The 17255-nt window shown below is 56.7% G+C and carries 16 protein-coding genes; 8 read left to right on the forward strand and 8 right to left on the reverse strand.

Features of this window, described 5'->3' with window-relative positions; all coding sequences use genetic code 11:
• Positions 1–61 precede the first annotated feature (61 nt).
• Positions 62–913, reverse strand: coding sequence for a prolipoprotein diacylglyceryl transferase (locus tag RBB76_RS24450; RefSeq protein WP_429633617.1), 852 nt, complete (start codon positions 911–913; stop codon positions 62–64).
• A 66-nt stretch (positions 914–979) separates the two neighbouring features.
• On the opposite strand from RBB76_RS24450, the gene hpt reads away from it, so the two are divergent.
• Positions 980–1543, forward strand: coding sequence for a hypoxanthine phosphoribosyltransferase (hpt, locus tag RBB76_RS24455; RefSeq protein WP_429633619.1), 564 nt, complete (start codon positions 980–982; stop codon positions 1541–1543).
• A 98-nt stretch (positions 1544–1641) separates the two neighbouring features.
• Here the strand turns inward: hpt and RBB76_RS24460 are convergent, their stop codons facing one another.
• Entirely contained in the window at positions 1642–2466 is an 825-nt protein-coding gene (locus RBB76_RS24460) for an alpha/beta fold hydrolase (RefSeq protein ID WP_429633621.1), read from the reverse strand.
• A gap of 228 nt (positions 2467–2694) precedes the next feature.
• Here RBB76_RS24460 and RBB76_RS24465 point away from each other — a divergent pair, with 228 nt between their 5' ends.
• Positions 2695–3438: an alpha/beta hydrolase gene (locus RBB76_RS24465; RefSeq protein ID WP_429633623.1), complete on the forward strand. Its 744-nt coding sequence runs from the start codon at positions 2695–2697 to the stop codon at positions 3436–3438.
• A gap of 183 nt (positions 3439–3621) precedes the next feature.
• Complete coding sequence (locus RBB76_RS24470) at positions 3622–4293, forward strand: class I SAM-dependent methyltransferase (RefSeq protein WP_429633625.1); 672 nt, start codon at positions 3622–3624, stop codon at positions 4291–4293.
• A 244-nt stretch (positions 4294–4537) separates the two neighbouring features.
• On the opposite strand, the gene RBB76_RS24475 is transcribed toward RBB76_RS24470, so the two are convergent.
• The gene (locus tag RBB76_RS24475) at positions 4538–5563 is read right to left on the reverse strand and encodes an LLM class flavin-dependent oxidoreductase (protein ID WP_429633627.1); all 1026 of its coding nucleotides are present in this window, start codon (positions 5561–5563) and stop codon (positions 4538–4540) included.
• Positions 5564–5706: 143 nt separating this feature from the next.
• Here RBB76_RS24475 and RBB76_RS24480 point away from each other — a divergent pair, with 143 nt between their 5' ends.
• The 5 genes from RBB76_RS24480 to RBB76_RS24500 all read left to right on the forward strand — a co-directional run bounded on the left by RBB76_RS24480 (position 5707) and on the right by RBB76_RS24500 (position 12750).
• Complete coding sequence (locus RBB76_RS24480) at positions 5707–6939, forward strand: putative DNA modification/repair radical SAM protein (protein WP_429633629.1); 1233 nt, start codon at positions 5707–5709, stop codon at positions 6937–6939.
• Complete coding sequence (locus RBB76_RS24485) at positions 6939–8528, forward strand: UdgX family uracil-DNA binding protein (protein ID WP_429633631.1); 1590 nt, start codon at positions 6939–6941, stop codon at positions 8526–8528. Before RBB76_RS24480 ends, RBB76_RS24485 begins: the two co-directional genes overlap by 1 nt.
• Positions 8529–8576: 48 nt before the next feature.
• Positions 8577–9368 carry a deoxyribose-phosphate aldolase gene (deoC, locus tag RBB76_RS24490; RefSeq protein ID WP_429633633.1) on the forward strand — a complete coding sequence of 264 codons (792 nt, stop codon included), beginning with the start codon at positions 8577–8579 and terminating at the stop codon, positions 9366–9368.
• A 494-nt stretch (positions 9369–9862) separates the two neighbouring features.
• Positions 9863–11740 (forward strand): SpoIIE family protein phosphatase, encoded by a 1878-nt coding sequence (locus tag RBB76_RS24495; RefSeq protein WP_429633635.1) that lies wholly within the window; start codon positions 9863–9865, stop codon positions 11738–11740.
• Positions 11741–11883: 143 nt separating this feature from the next.
• The gene (locus tag RBB76_RS24500; RefSeq protein WP_429633636.1) at positions 11884–12750 is read left to right on the forward strand and encodes a DUF2076 domain-containing protein; all 867 of its coding nucleotides are present in this window, start codon (positions 11884–11886) and stop codon (positions 12748–12750) included.
• A gap of 126 nt (positions 12751–12876) precedes the next feature.
• Here the strand turns inward: RBB76_RS24500 and RBB76_RS24505 are convergent, their stop codons facing one another.
• The 5 genes from RBB76_RS24505 to RBB76_RS24525 all read right to left on the reverse strand — a co-directional run bounded on the left by RBB76_RS24505 (position 12877) and on the right by RBB76_RS24525 (position 17253).
• Complete coding sequence (locus RBB76_RS24505; protein ID WP_429633638.1) at positions 12877–13824, reverse strand: flagellin; 948 nt, start codon at positions 13822–13824, stop codon at positions 12877–12879.
• A 9-nt stretch (positions 13825–13833) separates the two neighbouring features.
• Positions 13834–15246 (reverse strand): flagellar hook-associated protein FlgK, encoded by a 1413-nt coding sequence (flgK, locus tag RBB76_RS24510; protein WP_429633640.1) that lies wholly within the window; start codon positions 15244–15246, stop codon positions 13834–13836.
• A gap of 166 nt (positions 15247–15412) precedes the next feature.
• Complete coding sequence (locus RBB76_RS24515; protein ID WP_429633642.1) at positions 15413–15721, reverse strand: flagellar biosynthesis anti-sigma factor FlgM; 309 nt, start codon at positions 15719–15721, stop codon at positions 15413–15415.
• A 69-nt stretch (positions 15722–15790) separates the two neighbouring features.
• Positions 15791–16081 (reverse strand): hypothetical protein, encoded by a 291-nt coding sequence (locus RBB76_RS24520; RefSeq protein ID WP_429633644.1) that lies wholly within the window; start codon positions 16079–16081, stop codon positions 15791–15793.
• Positions 16078–17253, reverse strand: coding sequence for a flagellar basal body P-ring protein FlgI (locus RBB76_RS24525; RefSeq protein ID WP_429633646.1), 1176 nt, complete (start codon positions 17251–17253; stop codon positions 16078–16080). The genes RBB76_RS24520 and RBB76_RS24525 overlap by 4 nt, the downstream gene beginning before the upstream one ends.
• Positions 17254–17255: the final 2 nt, after the last annotated feature.

The raw sequence follows: 17255 nt of genomic DNA on the forward strand, positions 1-17255 counted from the left end.
TACACAAGTCACGAAGTGACCGCACCGCGCGCAACGGGCCCGTCCGGCAGGACAAATTCCCTTACGAACTCATCTCCACCACCGGCGAAACCACAACAGTCCCCCGCCGCGTCGCCACCATCACGATCAACCCCACCACCACCGAGCCCAACGCCGCAACCTGCGCATTGCTCATACCCCAATACAGCCGCGGATTCACCCGCACAAACTCCACCAGAAAACGCGCAACGCCACTCAGCAAGAGATACAGCCCCGTCATCCAGCCAAGCGGCCGTGCCTTCTTGCCCAACTGCCAAAGCAGCCACGCCAGCGCCATCGCAAACAGAAACTCATACACCGGCGTAGGCTGCACCAGCGCGTCCGGCGGAGTAGGCAGCACCAACGCATTCTTCGCCATATGCACTCCCCACGGCAGCGTCGTGTTGATCCCGTAGTCCCCATCACCGGACGTCAAACATCCGATCCGCCCCACGCCATATCCAATCGCAGCGGCCGGCGTAGCCAGATCGAGCATCCGCACTGCAGCCTTCCCCCCATTCAACCCATCCGGCTTCGCCATTCTGCCCTGCCACATCAACATCGCGATTCCGGCCAGCATCCCGCCAAACCACGCAAATCCCGCCTGAAACCAGTGCAGAAAGTCCATCGCCACAGCAAACGGACGACTCCATCCCGGAGCGACAATCTGCCGAAACGCAGCATACAAATCCGCCGGATTCTGCAGCTCATGCCACGCCTTTGCACCCAGCACGCCCGCGATCACCACAAACGCGACAACGTTCAACGCATCGGCATCAACGCCATTCCGAACAAAATTCTTATGCAGCACCACCGTCGCCGCCACTGCCGCAAGCCAAAGCAACAGCCCAAACGTACCCAGATGAATCGGGCCAATATCGATATAGGGAAACATAATCCTCGCTCGCTTAAAGTATAGCGGCCTTTGCCTCAGCCCCCTATTCGGGTTAGCCTATCCCTTATGTCCTCCAGCACGCCCGTCTTCCCCCCCGCCGCAGAGATGGAGATTCTCTTCTCCAAACAACAGATCGCCGACCGCACCCGCGAAATCGGAGCTCAGATCTCCGCCGACTACAAAGGCCAATCCATCGTCCTCATCGGCGTTCTCAAAGGCGCGGCCATCTTCCTCGCCGACCTCGCACGCGCCATCCAGGTCGACAACACCTTCGACTTTGTCGCCGTCTCCAGCTACGGCCGCGCCCGCGTCTCCTCCGGCGCCGTCAAGCTCATCAAGGACATCGACAATCCCATCGAAGGCAAGCACGTCATCATCGTCGAAGACATTCTCGACACCGGCCTCACCCTCAGCTATCTCCGCGGCCTCATGCTCCAGCACAAACCCGCATCGCTAAAGATCGCCACCTGCCTCGACAAACCCGAGCGTCGTCTCGTCCCCATCGAAGCCGACTACATTGCCTTCAAGATTCCCAACAAATTCGTCATCGGCTACGGCATGGACTACGCCGAGCGCTACCGCGGCGTCGAAGACATCCGCATCTTCCCCTCCGAAGTCGCAGGCCACTAAACATGGCCCGCAACCATCGAATAAACATCCTGCTTCGACCAACTCACAGCCCTTCTGTCGCATGCAGAAGCCGCAGAAGGCACGACTGAGTACGGCCTTCAGCTCTTCAGGAACGCCAGCAAATCGGCATTGATCGTCTCCGCGTGCGTAGTGGGCATACCGTGCGGAAAGTCCTTGTAGGTTTTCATCGTCCCATTCTTCAGCAGCTTCGCAGACTTCGGCCCGGCCGCAACATACGGAACGATCTGGTCGTCTTCGCTATGCATCACCAGCACGGGAATCGTGATCTTCTTCAGGTCTTCCGTGAAATCCGTCTGAGAAAAGGCCACAATGCCGTCATAGTGCGCCTTCGCTCCTCCTATCATTCCCTGACGCCACCAGTTCTCGATGACGGCCTCCGAGGACTTCACACCCGGCCGATTGAAGCCATAGAAAGGTCCCGTCGGCAGAGCGCGATAGAACTCCGAACGATTGGCCGCGAGCTGCGCCTGCAGATCATCGAAGACCGACTTGGGCAGCCCCTCAGGATTAGCGGCAGTCTTCACCATGAGCGGCGGTACCGCGCTGATCAACGCAGCTTTCGATACGCCCTTTTCGCCATGCCGAGCGAGATAACGAACCACCTCACCGCCACCAGTGGAGTGGCCAACATGAATGGCGTCCTTCAGGCCGAGGTGAGCAGTAACAGCGGCTAGATCATCCGCGTAATGGTCCATATCGTGACCGTCGGCAACCTGGGTTGAGCGCCCGTGGCCGCGGCGGTCATGGGCGATCACACGATAGCCATGCTGGAGGAAGAACAACATCTGCGCGTCCCAGTCGTCTGCCGACAGCGGCCAGCCGTGGCTGAACACAATAGGCTGGCCTGTTCCCCAGTCCTTGTAAAAAATCTCAACGCCGTCCTTGGTTTTGACGATGGGCATATGCACTCCTTCTAGATGGGTAGTAAGATCCAGCAAATTAGAACACACTCGCGTGCATGGAATATGACTCAGCGAAGTTCATAACGGTCGCATTTTTCATACGTAGCCGACGAAGCTTCGCGACAAGGGCACGGGCGATCGCTACGACACCGAAGTTAATTCAAGCGTCAGCAAAACTTCTCGAATATCTTTCAGGGCAAGCGAATCAGAAGCAACAGGAGTATGACCATGTCTTCAGGAGTAAAGAACATCGTTCTTGTTCACGGCGCGTTCGCAGATGGATCCAGTTGGTCGAAGGTCATTCCACTACTGCAAGACCTGGGCTACAACGCGGTAGCTGTGCAGAACCCAATGACTTCCCTAGCGGACGAAGTGGCCTTCACGAAGAGAATTGTCGCGCTCCAGGATGGTCCCGTAATTCTCGTGGGCCACTCCTGGGGAGGTGCTGTGATCACCCAGGCCGGTGACGATCCGAAGATCGCCGCTCTTGTCTATGTAACCGCCTATGCGCCTGATGCGGGACAATCCGCAAACGACGCCAGCAGTCCATTTGGATGGACCGAAGGACAAAAGCAGATTCGACTTGACGCAGAAAAGTTCGCCACCGTTACCTCGGAGGGCATGCTGAAATATATTGCCGAAGGACTCCCGATAAAAGAGCGGGAGTTCTTCCTCGCAGTACAGGGCCAGAGCTACGGTCCCATGTTCGACGAAAAACTGACCGTCGCCTCCTGGAAGAACAAGCCCACATGGGCTGTCATCTCTACGAAGGATCAAATGCTCCCGCCAGCTATGGAAGAGTTAGCAGCAAAGAAAATGGGCGCGAAGACCACGATTCTCTCCACCTGCCACATGTCCATCCTCGAAGAGCCCGCAAAAATCGTGGCAGTAATCGACGAAGCCGCAAAAAGCGCGCTCAACAAGGCAAACCATGCCCCGAAGCCGCGCGGTCTGGTAATCAGCGACCTCTAGCGATGCTCAACGACTACTAAGCGCATGCAGAGGTATTGGCGCTATTCGATGCCGTGATCGTCAAACTCGCGGAGAATGCCTGCGAACACGAATCCGATAGTGTGGCCCGTGAGGTCTGCAGTTTCTCGGTCCCGGCCTGATGAAACTCCATATGTCTTATGATCAGAGAGCAAGGAGAGAATTTTGCTAAATTGGGCAGCACGTTATTTTCCCATCATCCGCACCATCAAGAAGCATGGCCTCTACGAATCAGGAACATTGCTAGAGATTGGATCTGGACCCTATGGCATTGGAACATTCAGGAAGGTCCCATTCACCGGCTGCGATTTATCCTTTTCTGCGAAAGAACAGTGGCCAATGACTCAGCTGGCCGCCTCTGCAGCTGACTTACCGCTTGCCGACCGCTCGTTTGATATGGTCTTGGCCTCTGATGTCTTGGAGCACATTCCACCCAGCCTTCGAGTGCAGGTGATCAGCGAAGCCCTTCGTGTGGCCGACAAGCTTGTGATTTTCGGTTTTCCATGCGGTAAAGCAGCTCATGATTCAGATACAGCTCTCCGTGAGAAATATCTCGACAAGGGCATCAAAGTACCGGAGTGGCTCGAAGAACACATGGATGCTCAATTTCCCGAGCCGGAGCTATTCCAGAACCTTCCTGGCTGGCAGGTCGAGCAATTCAGCAACGAGAGCCTACGTTTTCATGAATGGATGATGAAGCGGGAAATGAACCATCTTTTCGTAAGGATTACTGGCAAAATCGTCAGGACCCTTCCCTCAATCTTGGAACCAATATTGAAGAATGTTGATGGGAACCCATCTTATCGTCAGATATTCGTGATGACAAGAAGTGCCTAACTCGAAATGCAAACCTTTGTTTAGATGAAATCAGAGTTGTTTACCGCAAGCATCCGTCCATGTTCTGATAGATATTGCTGAATCTCAAATCTGTCGATCATCCTCCGATCGTCGAGCGCCGCCCGGCGGAGGCTCCCTGCGATAAGAGTTATAAAAATCGGGGTGGCCTATCTCAATAACAGCCACAGACACCCATCTGTGGCTGAGTCATTTAAGGGGGGGGGCGCATGAGAACAAAGCTCTGCTACCGAGATGACTCCACAAGCGAGTTCAAACCATCTGGCTTCAACCCAAACTCTTCAGCCAACAACTCATAACTCCGCAACCGCTTCGCCTGCTCCCACACAATCGTATTCACAATCAACTCCCCAATCCCCAACTCCTCCGCCATCGCCTCCAACTGTTCCTTCACCGCAGAAGGCGTCCCCACAAAATACCGCGGCCACTCGCCCTCCTCCATCGGCATATCACCCAGCAGTCTCAACTCCCGCACCGCATCCTCTGGCGAAGCCACCGGCCGACGATCCCCCTGCCGAATCCTCCTCTGCAGCAACCGCACGCTCGAAGACAGAAACTCCGCCTCCTCCTGCGTCTCCGCACAGATCACGCCCACCGCCACCGTAGCCTCCGCCTCGCTCCGATAGATACTCGGACTAAAGCTCCGCCGATAAGTCTCAATCGCCGCGCGCGTATTCACCGGGCTAAAAAAATGCGCGAACGAATAAGGCAGCCCAAACTCCACCGCCGCCGCCGAGCTCCACATACTCGATCCCAGCATCCACACATCCGGCCCACCCGGCATCTCCGGCGAAACCCGAATCCCAGCAAACGGATGGCCCTCAGGAAAATGATGCCCAAGAAACGCCAGCAGCTCGCTCACCTGCTCCGGAAAATCGTCCAGCATCTTCGTCTTCCGGTCCCGCTTCAACGCCAGCGCCTCAATCGGCCCACCCCCAGGCGCGCGCCCAATCCCCAAATCCACCCTGTCCGGATAAAGCGCATGCAACATCCGAAAACACTCCGCCACCTTCAGCGACGTGTAGTGCGGCAGCATAATCCCACCCGACCCAATCCGAATCCGCTTCGTCTCTGCACCAATCCGCGCCAGCATCACCTCCGGAGCCGTACACGCCAGCGTATCCATCGCATGGTGCTCCGACATCCAGAACCGCCGATACCCAAGCCCATCCACCAGCCGCGCCAGCTCAATCGAATTCTCCAAAGCCTGCCCAGGAGAACTCCCCGCCGGAACCGGACTCTGATCCAGCACCGAAAGTCGAAGCCTTTTTTCTACGTTATCTATAGTCACCTCTGTTGGATGTTGAACCGCTCAAATCGAATCAAGTCCTAATCGTAATATTCGCCTTTTCTTCGCTACAATAAGGCATCAAATCACTCGGCTCCTCATCACGCATGAACATCCAGCAAAAGCTCGAGATCCTCGCCGACGCCGCAAAGTACGACGCCTCCTGCGCCTCCTCCGGAGCCAAGCGCAGCGGCAACGGCCAAGGCGTCGGCCACTCCGATGGCATGGGAATCTGCCACAGCTACACCCCCGACGGCCGCTGCGTCTCCCTCCTCAAAATCCTCCTCACCAACTTCTGCACCTACGACTGCGTCTTCTGCGTCAATCGCATCTCCTCCGACATCCGGCGCGCCCGCTTCACTCCCGACGAGGTCGTCCAACTTACCCTCGACTTCTACAAGCGCAACTACATCGAAGGCCTCTTTCTCTCCTCCGGCATCATCCAGTCCCCCGACTACACCATGGAGCAGCTCCTCCACGTAGCCAAAACCCTTCGCACCGAGCATCACTTTGGCGGCTACATTCACCTCAAAGCCATTCCCGGAGCAAGCGAGCGCCTCATCGAACAAGCTGGCCTTTACGCCGACCGTCTCAGCGCGAACATCGAACTCCCCACCCAGCAAGACCTGGTCCAACTCGCCCCGGAAAAGAAGACCACCATTATCGAAGCCACGATGAACAACATCGCCCTCCGCAAAGACGAGGCCGACGAAGATCGCCGCAAGCTCCCTTCCGCACCAAAGTTCGCTGCCGCCGGCCAATCCACCCAGATGGTCGTAGGAGCCACACCAACCACCGATCGCGAAATCCTTAAAACGGCAACTCACCTCTACAGCCAATACAAACTTCGCCGCATCTACTACACCGGCTTCAGTCCCTACCCCGCCGCCGACGCTCGCCTTCCGCTAAAGCCCGCTCCCCTCATCCGCGAGCATCGCCTCTATCAATCGGACTGGCTCATGCGCTTCTACGGCTTCACCGCCGCCGAACTTACCACCGAAGAAGATCCATCGCTCTCCCTCACCGAAGACCCAAAGACCACCTGGGCGAAATCCCATCCCGAGTTCTTCCCGGTCGACGTCAACGCCGCGCCACGCGAATCCCTCCTCCGCGTCCCCGGCATCGGCTATCGAAACGTAGAGCGCATCCTCAGCATCCGCAAATACCATCGCCTCCTCATCGACGACCTAAAAAAACTTCACGTCCGCGTGAAGAACGTCCTACCCTACCTCATAACCGTCGACCACATCCCTCATCAGCAACCCGCCACCAATCTGGCGCAACCAATCACCCAGCTCGATCTGTTCGCACCTCTCAGTGCACTCAGCGGTTCTCTCTAATGAAGCGCATCCCTCTCGAACCCGACTTCAACGCATGGCGCGAAGCCGCACGCGAAGCCCTCCATCTTGGCTACCTTCCCGAAGAACTGGACCTGCAGGACTCCACAGTTCCGTCAACGCTCGATCTCACCCTCGAAACCTCGGACGCGCCCACCGGAGATCCACTCCCGACGCCTCACACCTCCAAAGCCTTCCTCGAATCCGCCGAGTACGCCGCCGTCCATCGCGACCCCCAGCGCTGGAATCTTCTCTACCGCATCCTCTATCGCCTGCAAGCCAACCGCAATCTACTCAAAATCTCAGTCGACCCCGACATCGCCGAACTCGAACGCCTCGAGTCGCAAGTCCGCCGCGACCTGCACAAGATGCATGCCTTCCTGCGCTTCCGCATGGTCCTCGACCCCGACGACCCAAATCCTCGCCCCATCGTCGTCGACGAGTCCTTCCGCACCGAACCCGGTCCCCATCATCTGGTTCTCGCGACACCCACTCCCTTCGGACTCAACCACACCGAGCTCCCTCATTGCGAACCCGATCCCGCCGCCACACCAACGCCTTCTCAGCCCGACACCTGCGAGCACTTCATCGCCTGGTACCAGCCAGACCACCGCATCCTCCCACTCGCCGCGCCGTTCTTCGTAGAACGCTTCGGCATCATGCGCTGGACCATCCTCACCCCCGATGCCTCCGTCTCCTGGGACCCCACCGGCAAACAACTCACCTTCTCCCCCGGCTTGCCCCGCGAGTCCGCCCCCGCCGAAGACGAGCTCGAAGATCTCTGGCGTTCTTACTACGCCAGCATCTACAACCCGGCTCGCCTCAACCCTGAGATGATGCGCAGCGAGATGCCCGTCCGCTATTGGAAGAATCTTCCCGAAATCTCGCTTCTGCCCGACCTCATTACCAAATCTCAAAGTCGAGTCGCCGACATGGTCACACACCAGCAACAACAACCAACCGCCCAACCCTTCGTCCCCGAAGACCACTCGCTCCCCAAACTTCGCGCAGCCCTCCCATCATGCAAAGGATGCGACCTCTACCAGCACGCTACCCAGGTCGTTCCCGGCGCAGGAGCAGCCCACGCAAAACTCATTCTCGTCGGTGAACAGCCCGGCGATCAGGAAGATCTCCAGGGCAAACCCTTCGTAGGCCCCGCCGGCAAAATTCTCGACCGCGTCATGGACGAACTCAACATCGAGCGCTCCAAGGTCTACGTCACCAACGCTGTCAAGCACTTCAAATTCGTTCAGCGCGGCAAATTCCGCCTCCACCAAAATCCTCGCATGTCCGAGATCAGTGCCTGCCGCCCATGGCTCCTCGCTGAAATCGACTCCATCCACCCCCACGTCATCCTCTGTCTCGGCGCCTCAGCCTCCAAGTCCTTGCTGGGCGGAACCTTCTCCCTCATGCGCGACCACGGAAAGATTCTCAACACCCCCTACGCCAACCAAGTCATCGCCACCATCCACCCCAGTGCCATCCTCCGCGCTCGCGACAAAGAGTCCGGCGAACAACTCTATCAATTCCTCCGAGACGACATGGCCCTCGCCTGGCGCACAGCCGAAAAGCCAGCTCTGACCCCGGTATGATAGAAAGTAACCCGGCGCCGTCACCTCCCCTCGCCGAAGGAGCGCTTTTTGAATACGCTGTCCATCACCGATCCACTCCCGCACGGCCCAGAGCACTTTGACGCCGAAGCCTTCGCTGCACACACACTCTCTTCCTCGCAAAATCTCGCCGCCGTCCTCGACCATACCCTCCTCAAGCCCGAAGCCACCCGCAATCAAGTCCTCCAGCTCTGCCACGAGGCCGCGGAACACCGCTTCGCCTGCGCGATGGTCAACCCCACTTGGGTGTCGCTCGCAGCCGCCGCTCTTCAAGGCACAGGCATTCCCGTCGGCGTAGTCATCGGCTTCCCTCTCGGCGCGACCCTATCCGCTTCCAAGCAGGAAGAGACCGCTCACATGCTTCGCCACGGCGCACACGACATCGACATGGTCCTCAACATCGGACTCCTCAAGTCCGGCCAGACCGCCGACTACGAAGCCATTCGTCAGGACATCCACGGTGTCGTCGAGCTCGCCCACGCAGCCGGAGCAATCGTGAAGGTCATCCTCGAAACCTGTCTCCTCACCTTCGAAGAGAAACTCCGAGCCTCCGAGCTAGCCCTCTCCGCTGGAGCCGATTTCCTCAAGACCAGCACCGGCTTCTCCACCGGAGGAGCCACCGCAGACGACATCGGACTGCTTCGCGGCGTAGCCGGAACTCGCGCCGGGGTCAAAGCCTCCGGTGGCATCCGCTCGCTCGCCGACGCCACCACCATGCTGCGAGCCGGAGCCTCCCGCATCGGAGCCAGTGCCAGCGTCAAAATCGTCAACGAGCTAGCCGGCCACGCTGTCGAACCATCCACCTCCGCCCCCGGCTACTGACCCCGTTTCGATTCGCGGACAATCGCGAGTGTGCGCGTTAAAATCCTGTCAAGCCCCGTAAGGTCATATCCTGTTTAGAATAAGCAGGATAGACCTTGCGTATGAGTTCCACGTACGCCGTTATAATGGAGATAGTGTCGATTCTCGACAACCGGTCAGTGAGCCCGCATCTCTGGCCAACGAGAGGCAGCGCCATAACCCCTTTCGATGGAAGAATTTAGCCGTAACCCTTTTAGAATGACGTTTTTGCGAGGATAGGTGTCGCGCAAACCAAACAAAGGAATAGACTTAGCCGAAGGTAACCCCAGGGGGGGTACCCCCCTTCGAGAGCAAGAATGAGCATCGCACAAGCGAACGCAGACTTGAAGATCGTTGGGTGAGGCCAAAACGAACAAGCATGGCGTCGTTACGTAGCCAATCGGTCACAACGAAAGGAGTTCCGGCCAGACACTCCCCAAACCCCACCTCACCCGGTAAGATCAACCCAAAGCAGAATGTCTTCCCCGATCAAACCGAGCGCGACTCCAACCACCGGCCCCGAAGCGCCCAAGCCCGAGCACCATTACGAGGGAGATTACCGCCCTCCAACCCCGCAACTCTTCCACCCCCACGCCGCCGACCCAAACATTCGCGTTGAACCCCTCCAGGTTGCGTTCCTCCACAAACTCGCCGACGCCCTCAACAGCACCCTCGACCTCAACACCCTTATGCACCGGGTCGCCGACCTGGTCCGCGCCGTCATCGACTACAAAATCTTCGCGATCCTGCTCATCAATGAGCGCTCACAGGATCTCCGCATGCGCTTCCAAATCGGCCATTCCAGCGAGATCGAGCGCATGCGCATCAAGCTCGGCCGCGGAGTCTCCGGTCAAGCCGCTCTCCATCGCAAATCTCTCCTCGTCGAAGACGTCACCACTCAGGAGAACTACATCGATGCGAATCCCGCAGTCCGATCCGAACTCGCCGTCCCGCTCGTAGTCAAGAACAAGGTCATCGGCGTCCTCGATCTGCAGTCCGAGACCATCGGCTACTTCACGATGGAGCATCAGCGCCTCCTCGAGCTGGTCGCCTCGCGCATGGCCATCGCCATCGAGAACGCTCGCCTCTACACCCGCGTCTCGCGCCAGGCGCAAACCCTCGCCGTCCTCAACGACATCTCCCGAGAGATCACCAGCATCCTCGATCCCGACGACCTCCTCGAGCGCATCGGCCAGCTCCTCAAGCGTGTCATCGACTTCCACATGTTCACCATCCTCCTGTGGAACGATCGCACCCAGCTCTTCGAGCACCGCTTCTCCTCCCGCTTCGGCGAGCGCGTCACCCGCGAACGCACCGTCGCTCTCGGCGAAGGCCTCATCGGCACCGCGGCCCAACTCCGCGAACCCGTCCTCGCATCCGACGTCCGCAAGGATCCACGTTACGTGGAGGCAAACCCAGAGGTACGCTCCGAACTCGCCATCCCCCTCGTCTACAAGGGCGAAGTTATCGGCGTCCTCGACCTCGAGCACACCCGCGTCAACTACTACAACGAAGACCATCAGCGCACTCTCTCCACCCTCGCGTCGCAGGTCGCCATCAGCATCGCCAACGCCCGCCTCTACCAGCGCATCCACGAAGAGGAGCAGCGCATGGAGCGCGACCTCGACATGGCTCGCCAGGTTCAGCTCCGCCTCATGCCCTCTCGTCCACCCAAGCTCGAACACGCCGAGATTGCCTCCGAGTTCGTCGCAGCCCGCTCCATCGGAGGAGATGTCTTCGACTATCTCGACTACGGCGCCGGACGCATCGCCATCGCCGTAGGAGACGTCAGCGGCAAGGCCGCTCCTGCTGCGCTTTACGCCGCGCTTGTCAGCGGCATCCTGCGTTCCCTCGCTCCCCAACACCTTTCCCCCGCGGCGATGCTTACCGCGCTCAACGACCAACTCCAGGAGCGTAAGCTCGACTCCCAGTACGTCACTATGCTCATCGCAGTCTGGGACGACAGCAACCAAACCCTTCAGATCGCCAACGCCGGCTCCGTCCAGCCTCTCTTCGTGGCGGCCAATTCAGACATCACAAAACCCCCAAGCGTCCGCACCATTCAGGTTGAAGGCTTTCCCTTGGGCCTCTTCCCCAACGCCCAGTATGAGGAGTTCACCCTCTCCACCCGCCCCGGCGACCTCATCGTCTTCTTCTCCGACGGCATTGTTGACGCCGTCAACGCCACCAATGACATGTTCGGCGATGAACGTCTCACACAACTCCTCGAGTCGCAGCATCACCCCACTGCGCAGTTCACAGTGAACGCCATACTCCAGGCCGTCAACGATTTTCAGTCCGGAACGGCCCACTTTGACGACGAGACCATTGTGGTCCTGCGCGCCACGGAGTAACGACTAACGAATCATCAGAAGATCTACATGCCAATAGCAACATTCGGACGTATGGTGCGTCCATCAGGTCGATGGTCAAGTGTTGGTGTCCTAATTTGTGCGACCCTGTAAACAGCTGCGCAAGATAACGGAAAGGATTAAAGATGACTCCTCAGGAACAGGACATGATCAGCGGTCTGATCGACCGAGTTGAGAAGACACAACTTGCAGAGAAAGATATCGATGCGGAACAGATGCTGCAACAGGGTCTAGGACGAAACCCGGACGCTCTCTACATTCTGGCGCAGACGGTGCTGGTGCAGAAGTACGCGCTAGAACAGGCGCAGGTACAACTAACTCAGGCAAAGGCGCAGATTGAGCAACTGCAGCAGCACCCTGAGCCGAAACATTCGACGAGCTTCTTGGGGAATTTGCTCGGACGACATGATGACCAACCGGCGCCCCCGCCTCCGCCACAGAGCTATCCTCAACAGCCGGTGCCTGCGTATCCGCAGTATGCACCGGTCGGTGGGTTCGGTGCTCCTCCGTCACAGTATGGAGCGCCTCCTCAATACGGAGTTCCACAAGGGATGGGGGGTGGTGGATTTCTGAGGGGTGCTCTCCAAACCGCGACTGGGGTGGCTGCAGGAGCGCTAGCCTTTGAAGGCGTCGAATCATTGATGCATGGATTTGGGCATGAAGCTGGATATGGCGGCGGTGGCCAAGAATTTGGGAGCTTCGATGGGAGTCAGCGTCCTACCGAAGAGATCGTCAACAACTACTATGGCGATGATCGTGGCGGACGGGATGTCTCTGCCGATGAGAGGTCGCTTGGCCAGCAAGAAGATCGGGACTTCGGATCACGTGACTCCTCGAACGATGGAGACTCACTCTATGGTTCGGACAGCTCTGACTCTATCGACGATACGAGCTTGGATTCGGACACATCCTCTGATGATGCTTCATTGGATGACGGCAGCGATTTTGGCGACGACGGGTCGGGTGGAGGAGACGACAGCAATTTCGCTTAGCTTTGAACGGCGCTGATTCCCACGCGAATGGACTCCGATCACCTGAAAATGGATATCCCGTCCTGCCTGAACGGACGAGGAATCGCATTCGTTCGAGAGATGGCGACCAAATGGTGAACAATCCACCTACCTCATAAGCTGAAATAGATCCTCTTGGTTCCCCAAGTTGCTAATGACACTCAACAAGGCCTGGTGTTGGGTTTCCGCAGACGACAGCTGAGTCGCCACGATCTCAGGATTTGCAGAGACTAGGCCACCTTGTGCCACCTCAAGTTGGCTTTCGGTAGTTTGCGCGAACGTAGTGGCGGAGTTGAGTCGACTCAAAGAGCTGTCGAGAGTGCTTCGCTGATCGGACAATTGGCCAAGAGCTGTGTTCAAAGCAGCAGTATCGGTCGTGATGGTCGCAGTCGAGGCACCACCCGAAATATCGCCGATCAATTGACTCAATGCGCCAACAATCCCGGTAGCTCCCGAACCGAAAACTGAGGAGCCGGGTAGATTGATCTGAAGCTTCTGTCCTCCTGGGACCTCAATGAATTGCACATTAGTGTCGCCCGCGTAGGTAGCTGTTGGAGGAGTAGCAGTCGTGTTCAGCGTAAAAGGTTGAACTGATCCCTGACTGCCGCTAAACAAGTATTGCCCCTGATAGCTGGTGTTGGCCAGCGATACCACTTCACTAAGGATTCCGCTAAGAGACTGAGCAACGCTAGCATTGTCTGCCGCGTTCTGAGTACCGTTACTGCCTTCGACGGCGAGCGATAGCGCCTGTGTCACCTGAGCCACCACGTCACCCAAAGTTGAGTCGGCAACCTGCATCATCGAAGCTTCTCCAGAAGCTGATTGAACGAATGTGTCCGTCTGATCAATCTGACTGGCCAAAAGGGTACTTTGAGCAACCGCGACCGGATTGTCCTGAAGCGACTGGACACTCAACCCACTCGATAGTTCAGACGTTAGGTTGTTGATCATAGAACTGGACTGATTGAGTGCCCCAGTTAGAGTGCTAAGGTAATTCGGATCTACTCGCAAGTGTGCGCTCCTGATTCTTAGTTGGTTAGGCAAGCTGAAGAACACAGCGCTTTCCTAGGTCACTGTAGTTTCTTCACCAAGATTGATTGCGCTCGCCATCAGAGTATCAACGATCGAGAACACCTGAGACGCCGCTTGATAGGAGCGTTGATATTGCGTCAGGTTCGACGCCTCCTGATCGGAAGACACGCTCGAGAGCGAATCACGCTGAGTAGTGAGCTGAGTGAGCGCAGCCTGTTGTGTTGCATTATCCGTTGTTACACCAGAAGCGTCTCCGCCGACCTGATCGAGCAATGATGCGAGGAAGCCTGTGGCAGTTTGGCTCCCGACCACATTCGTAGTGGAAAGATCGGCAAGCGCCGTAGCATTATTGTTGCCCGAAGATCCCTCGCCAGCAGTGGCCGCGGCTACGGCTCCAGGGGAAGTTGCGGATACGGAGATCGCTGCTGCTGCACCAGTCGCGCTACCTGGAAGACTAAAGATTGCTAGACCTGGGTTTCCGCTACTGTCAACTCCCAATTCATTCTGCTGATTCACTGCAGTTCCGAGTGAAAAGGCTAGATTATCTAGTGCAGATGAATAAGCCGGTAAGTACTGATCCCTTGCCTGCAAAGCTCCGCCCACGTCTCCACCGTTGAGATTTGAGGTCACGTCCTGAGGGGGATCACCTGCCAGAACGTCAGTGTCTCCGCCCACCTGTGTCGTGCTCACTTGGAATGATTGATCACCGCTGACCAAAACCGCGCCACCGCTGGTTGTCAAAGATATGCCATTCTGTGAAGTTGAAATCTGATCCAGCCCCACGAGTTGAGAGAGTTGGTCGATATCCTCCTGACGCTGGTCTTCGAGAGTTCCAGCATCCGCGTCAGGGCTGAGGCTAGCAATCTTAGAGTTTAGAGACGCTATCGAAGACGTGAGGGTATTTATCTGACCGACATCACCGCTGACTTGCTGATTGAGACTAGTTGATATCTGCGAAAGCTGACTCGATGCGGAATTGAAGGCGCCAGCTAACGTGCTCGCAGCAGTTAGCACTTTCTGCCGCGTTGCTGTATCAGACGGGTTAGCTTCTAAGGAAGAGAGAGAGCTGAAGAATCCATTGATCGCAGTACCAAGCTGCGACGAAGCTACCGCCCCTGAACCCGTTGAAGCCGAGGTCAGTCCGAATATGTTTTCGATCTGCTGCAGAGCAGTTTGAAGTGCGGCACTCTGCGCCGTCGTCTGCGTTTGCTGTTGCACGCGCTGTTCAAGAACTCTATCCCTCAGAGACGAAACAGTGGCGGTTACGCCCGAGCTCGGAGACTCCCCGCTTAGAGAAACTGAATCCCCCGACTGAAAACTCACAACCTCGCGTGTATAGCCAGGTGTATTCTGATTTGCGACGTTGTTGGCGGTCGCGTTCAGTGCGGCCTGATCTGCCAGCAGCGCTTCGCTGGCTATATTCAATAATGATGTAAGTGTACCCATTGGTATCCCGTGTTTTCTCCCGTGTAGGCGGTAAAATTGAAGCCAGATTCTGCCCAAATTTCGAGGATGAGTTCAAGCAACTGGCTCTCTACCCAAAATCGAGATGACTATAGGTTAGCCACTACGATGCTGCATTTCGCAAGGACTGTTTGATCGATTGCCATCGCTATTTCAGTAAGGATTGAACGATTTTATCTGCCACGTCTGACGACGAAACTGTATAGCTCCCAACGGCGATCGCCTCCTGCAAGGATAAAACCTTCGCAGTTCGTGTGTCCGACGCTTCCAAAGCCTGTAATACGAGCCCTCCCGTCGAACTCACAGCCGTCTCATCGTCGTGTATCGCAGTCGCGCTGAGTACTTGATGCTTCTTGGCAGCGATTCCGGACGTATCCACCGAGACAACTGGCTGCGCCCCAGATGGAGTGATCGCGTTGTCTGTCTGTTGACCGCCGATTCCACTTGTATAGCTCATGATCAGCCTCCGTCTACTTGACTGTATCGGCATCCAACACGCAAACTTTAGTACTCGACGATTTTCTTTTTAGCGTCGTTGATGTTCTTGGGTGACTTGCTCAACCACCCGTCGAGCGATCCCAAAGCCACCGCTCTTCGATATGGCTTTGGCAATTGCTTCGGTGCCAAAGCCGCTGATGGTGTCCGAGGCCGAGTCTTCGCTCTTCTCTTCGTCTCCCCAACTACTTTGGCCGTGTTGCATTGGCTTCAGCAGTTCCTGCAACATCGTCGCCTCGAATTGTTGTGCGGCATCCACTAACTTGGCTTGTCTTTGGGCCTCCGCGGTAGGAAGGCGTGAGATATCCGGATCTATCATCATAGGACTTCAATCTCCGCTTCAAGTGCGCCTGCTGACTTCATCGCCTGGAGGATCGAGATGACATCGCGCGCTGAGGCTCCAATCATCTGGAGGCTTCGGACTAAGTCATCTACCGTAGCTCCTTGCTTGAGCTCGATTCGGTTGACCGGTTTATCCTGGGCATCAACTCGCGTCTGCTGCACGACCTGGGTTGTGCCACCTGAGGAAAATGCATTTGGCTGCGACACCTGAAACTCGCTCACCACATTGACTGCTAGTCCCCCGTGAAGAATAGACACCGGCTGCAACACTACCGTTCCGCCAATAACTACTGTTCCTGTACGCTCGTTGACAACCACCTTCGCTCGAGGAAAGACAGGTACCTCTATTGATTCGACCTGAGCCAGTAGAGCCGGAACCTCTTCATCCACTCCGACCAGCAGATCGATTCTCCGACTATCGAGAACGTGTGCTGCAGATCTTCCCAACGAACGATTGATCGCAAGGGCCATGGCCTCTGCGCCACGAAAGTCAGCATCATTCAGTAAGAGTGAAAACTGTTTTTTTCCATCCAAATCCAGAGGAACACCGCGTTCTACCATCGCACCGAAAGGAACTCGAGCAGTATTGGGGTGATTGTATTGTTTTACATTTCCATTCACGTTGATCGAATAGCCACCAACAACCAACGGCCCCTGCGCCTGCGCATATATTTTGCCGTCTGATCCATAAAGAGGAGTCATCAGAAGCAACCCACCCTCGAGGCTCCTCGCATCACCTGCGGATGAGACAGTAATATCGAGTTTGGTACCTGGACGAGCAAAGGGTGGCAACGTCGCGGAAACAAAGACTGCCGCGAGATTCTGGACTCGGATTGCAGCTGCTGGAACGCTGACGCCCATGCGGAGCAACGTTGACGCCAATGTTTGTGCAGGAAAGGTTGTTTGCTGACTATCGCCGGTGCCCTGCAGACCAACAACTATCCCGTATCCAACTAATTGATTGTCGCGAATACCCTCGATCGAAGCGATATCCTTGACGCGAGCTAGCCTTGGTCCAGGTATCGTCTGGTCTGAATAGAGTGCGCGCGCAACCACGGTAGAAGAAAGAATCAAAAAGCACAAAAAGGAGATCGCGAGTCTTGTGAGTGATTTCTGGACCTGTGATTTTTTTGGATCGCTAGCAACATACATAG

The sequence above is a fragment of the Tunturiibacter psychrotolerans genome, from assembly GCF_051013365.1.
Classification (GTDB): Bacteria; Acidobacteriota; Terriglobia; order Terriglobales; family Acidobacteriaceae; genus Edaphobacter; species Edaphobacter psychrotolerans_A.

What these genes read in the sequence shown, in the direction of transcription:
- RBB76_RS24450 (WP_429633617.1), bottom strand. Translation starts at nt 913, where the DNA reads ATGTTTCCCTATATCGATATTGGCCCGATTCATCTGGGTACGTTTGGG.
- hpt (WP_429633619.1), top strand. Translation starts at nt 980, where the DNA reads ATGTCCTCCAGCACGCCCGTCTTCCCCCCCGCCGCAGAGATGGAGATT.
- RBB76_RS24460 (WP_429633621.1), bottom strand. Translation starts at nt 2,466, where the DNA reads ATGCCCATCGTCAAAACCAAGGACGGCGTTGAGATTTTTTACAAGGAC.
- RBB76_RS24465 (WP_429633623.1), top strand. Translation starts at nt 2,695, where the DNA reads ATGTCTTCAGGAGTAAAGAACATCGTTCTTGTTCACGGCGCGTTCGCA.
- RBB76_RS24480 (WP_429633629.1), top strand. Translation starts at nt 5,707, where the DNA reads ATGAACATCCAGCAAAAGCTCGAGATCCTCGCCGACGCCGCAAAGTAC.
- RBB76_RS24485 (WP_429633631.1), top strand. Translation starts at nt 6,939, where the DNA reads ATGAAGCGCATCCCTCTCGAACCCGACTTCAACGCATGGCGCGAAGCC.
- RBB76_RS24495 (WP_429633635.1), top strand. Translation starts at nt 9,863, where the DNA reads ATGTCTTCCCCGATCAAACCGAGCGCGACTCCAACCACCGGCCCCGAA.
- RBB76_RS24500 (WP_429633636.1), top strand. Translation starts at nt 11,884, where the DNA reads ATGACTCCTCAGGAACAGGACATGATCAGCGGTCTGATCGACCGAGTT.
- flgK (WP_429633640.1), bottom strand. Translation starts at nt 15,246, where the DNA reads ATGGGTACACTTACATCATTATTGAATATAGCCAGCGAAGCGCTGCTG.
- RBB76_RS24515 (WP_429633642.1), bottom strand. Translation starts at nt 15,721, where the DNA reads ATGAGCTATACAAGTGGAATCGGCGGTCAACAGACAGACAACGCGATC.
- RBB76_RS24520 (WP_429633644.1), bottom strand. Translation starts at nt 16,081, where the DNA reads ATGATGATAGATCCGGATATCTCACGCCTTCCTACCGCGGAGGCCCAA.
- RBB76_RS24525 (WP_429633646.1), bottom strand. Translation starts at nt 17,253, where the DNA reads ATGTATGTTGCTAGCGATCCAAAAAAATCACAGGTCCAGAAATCACTC.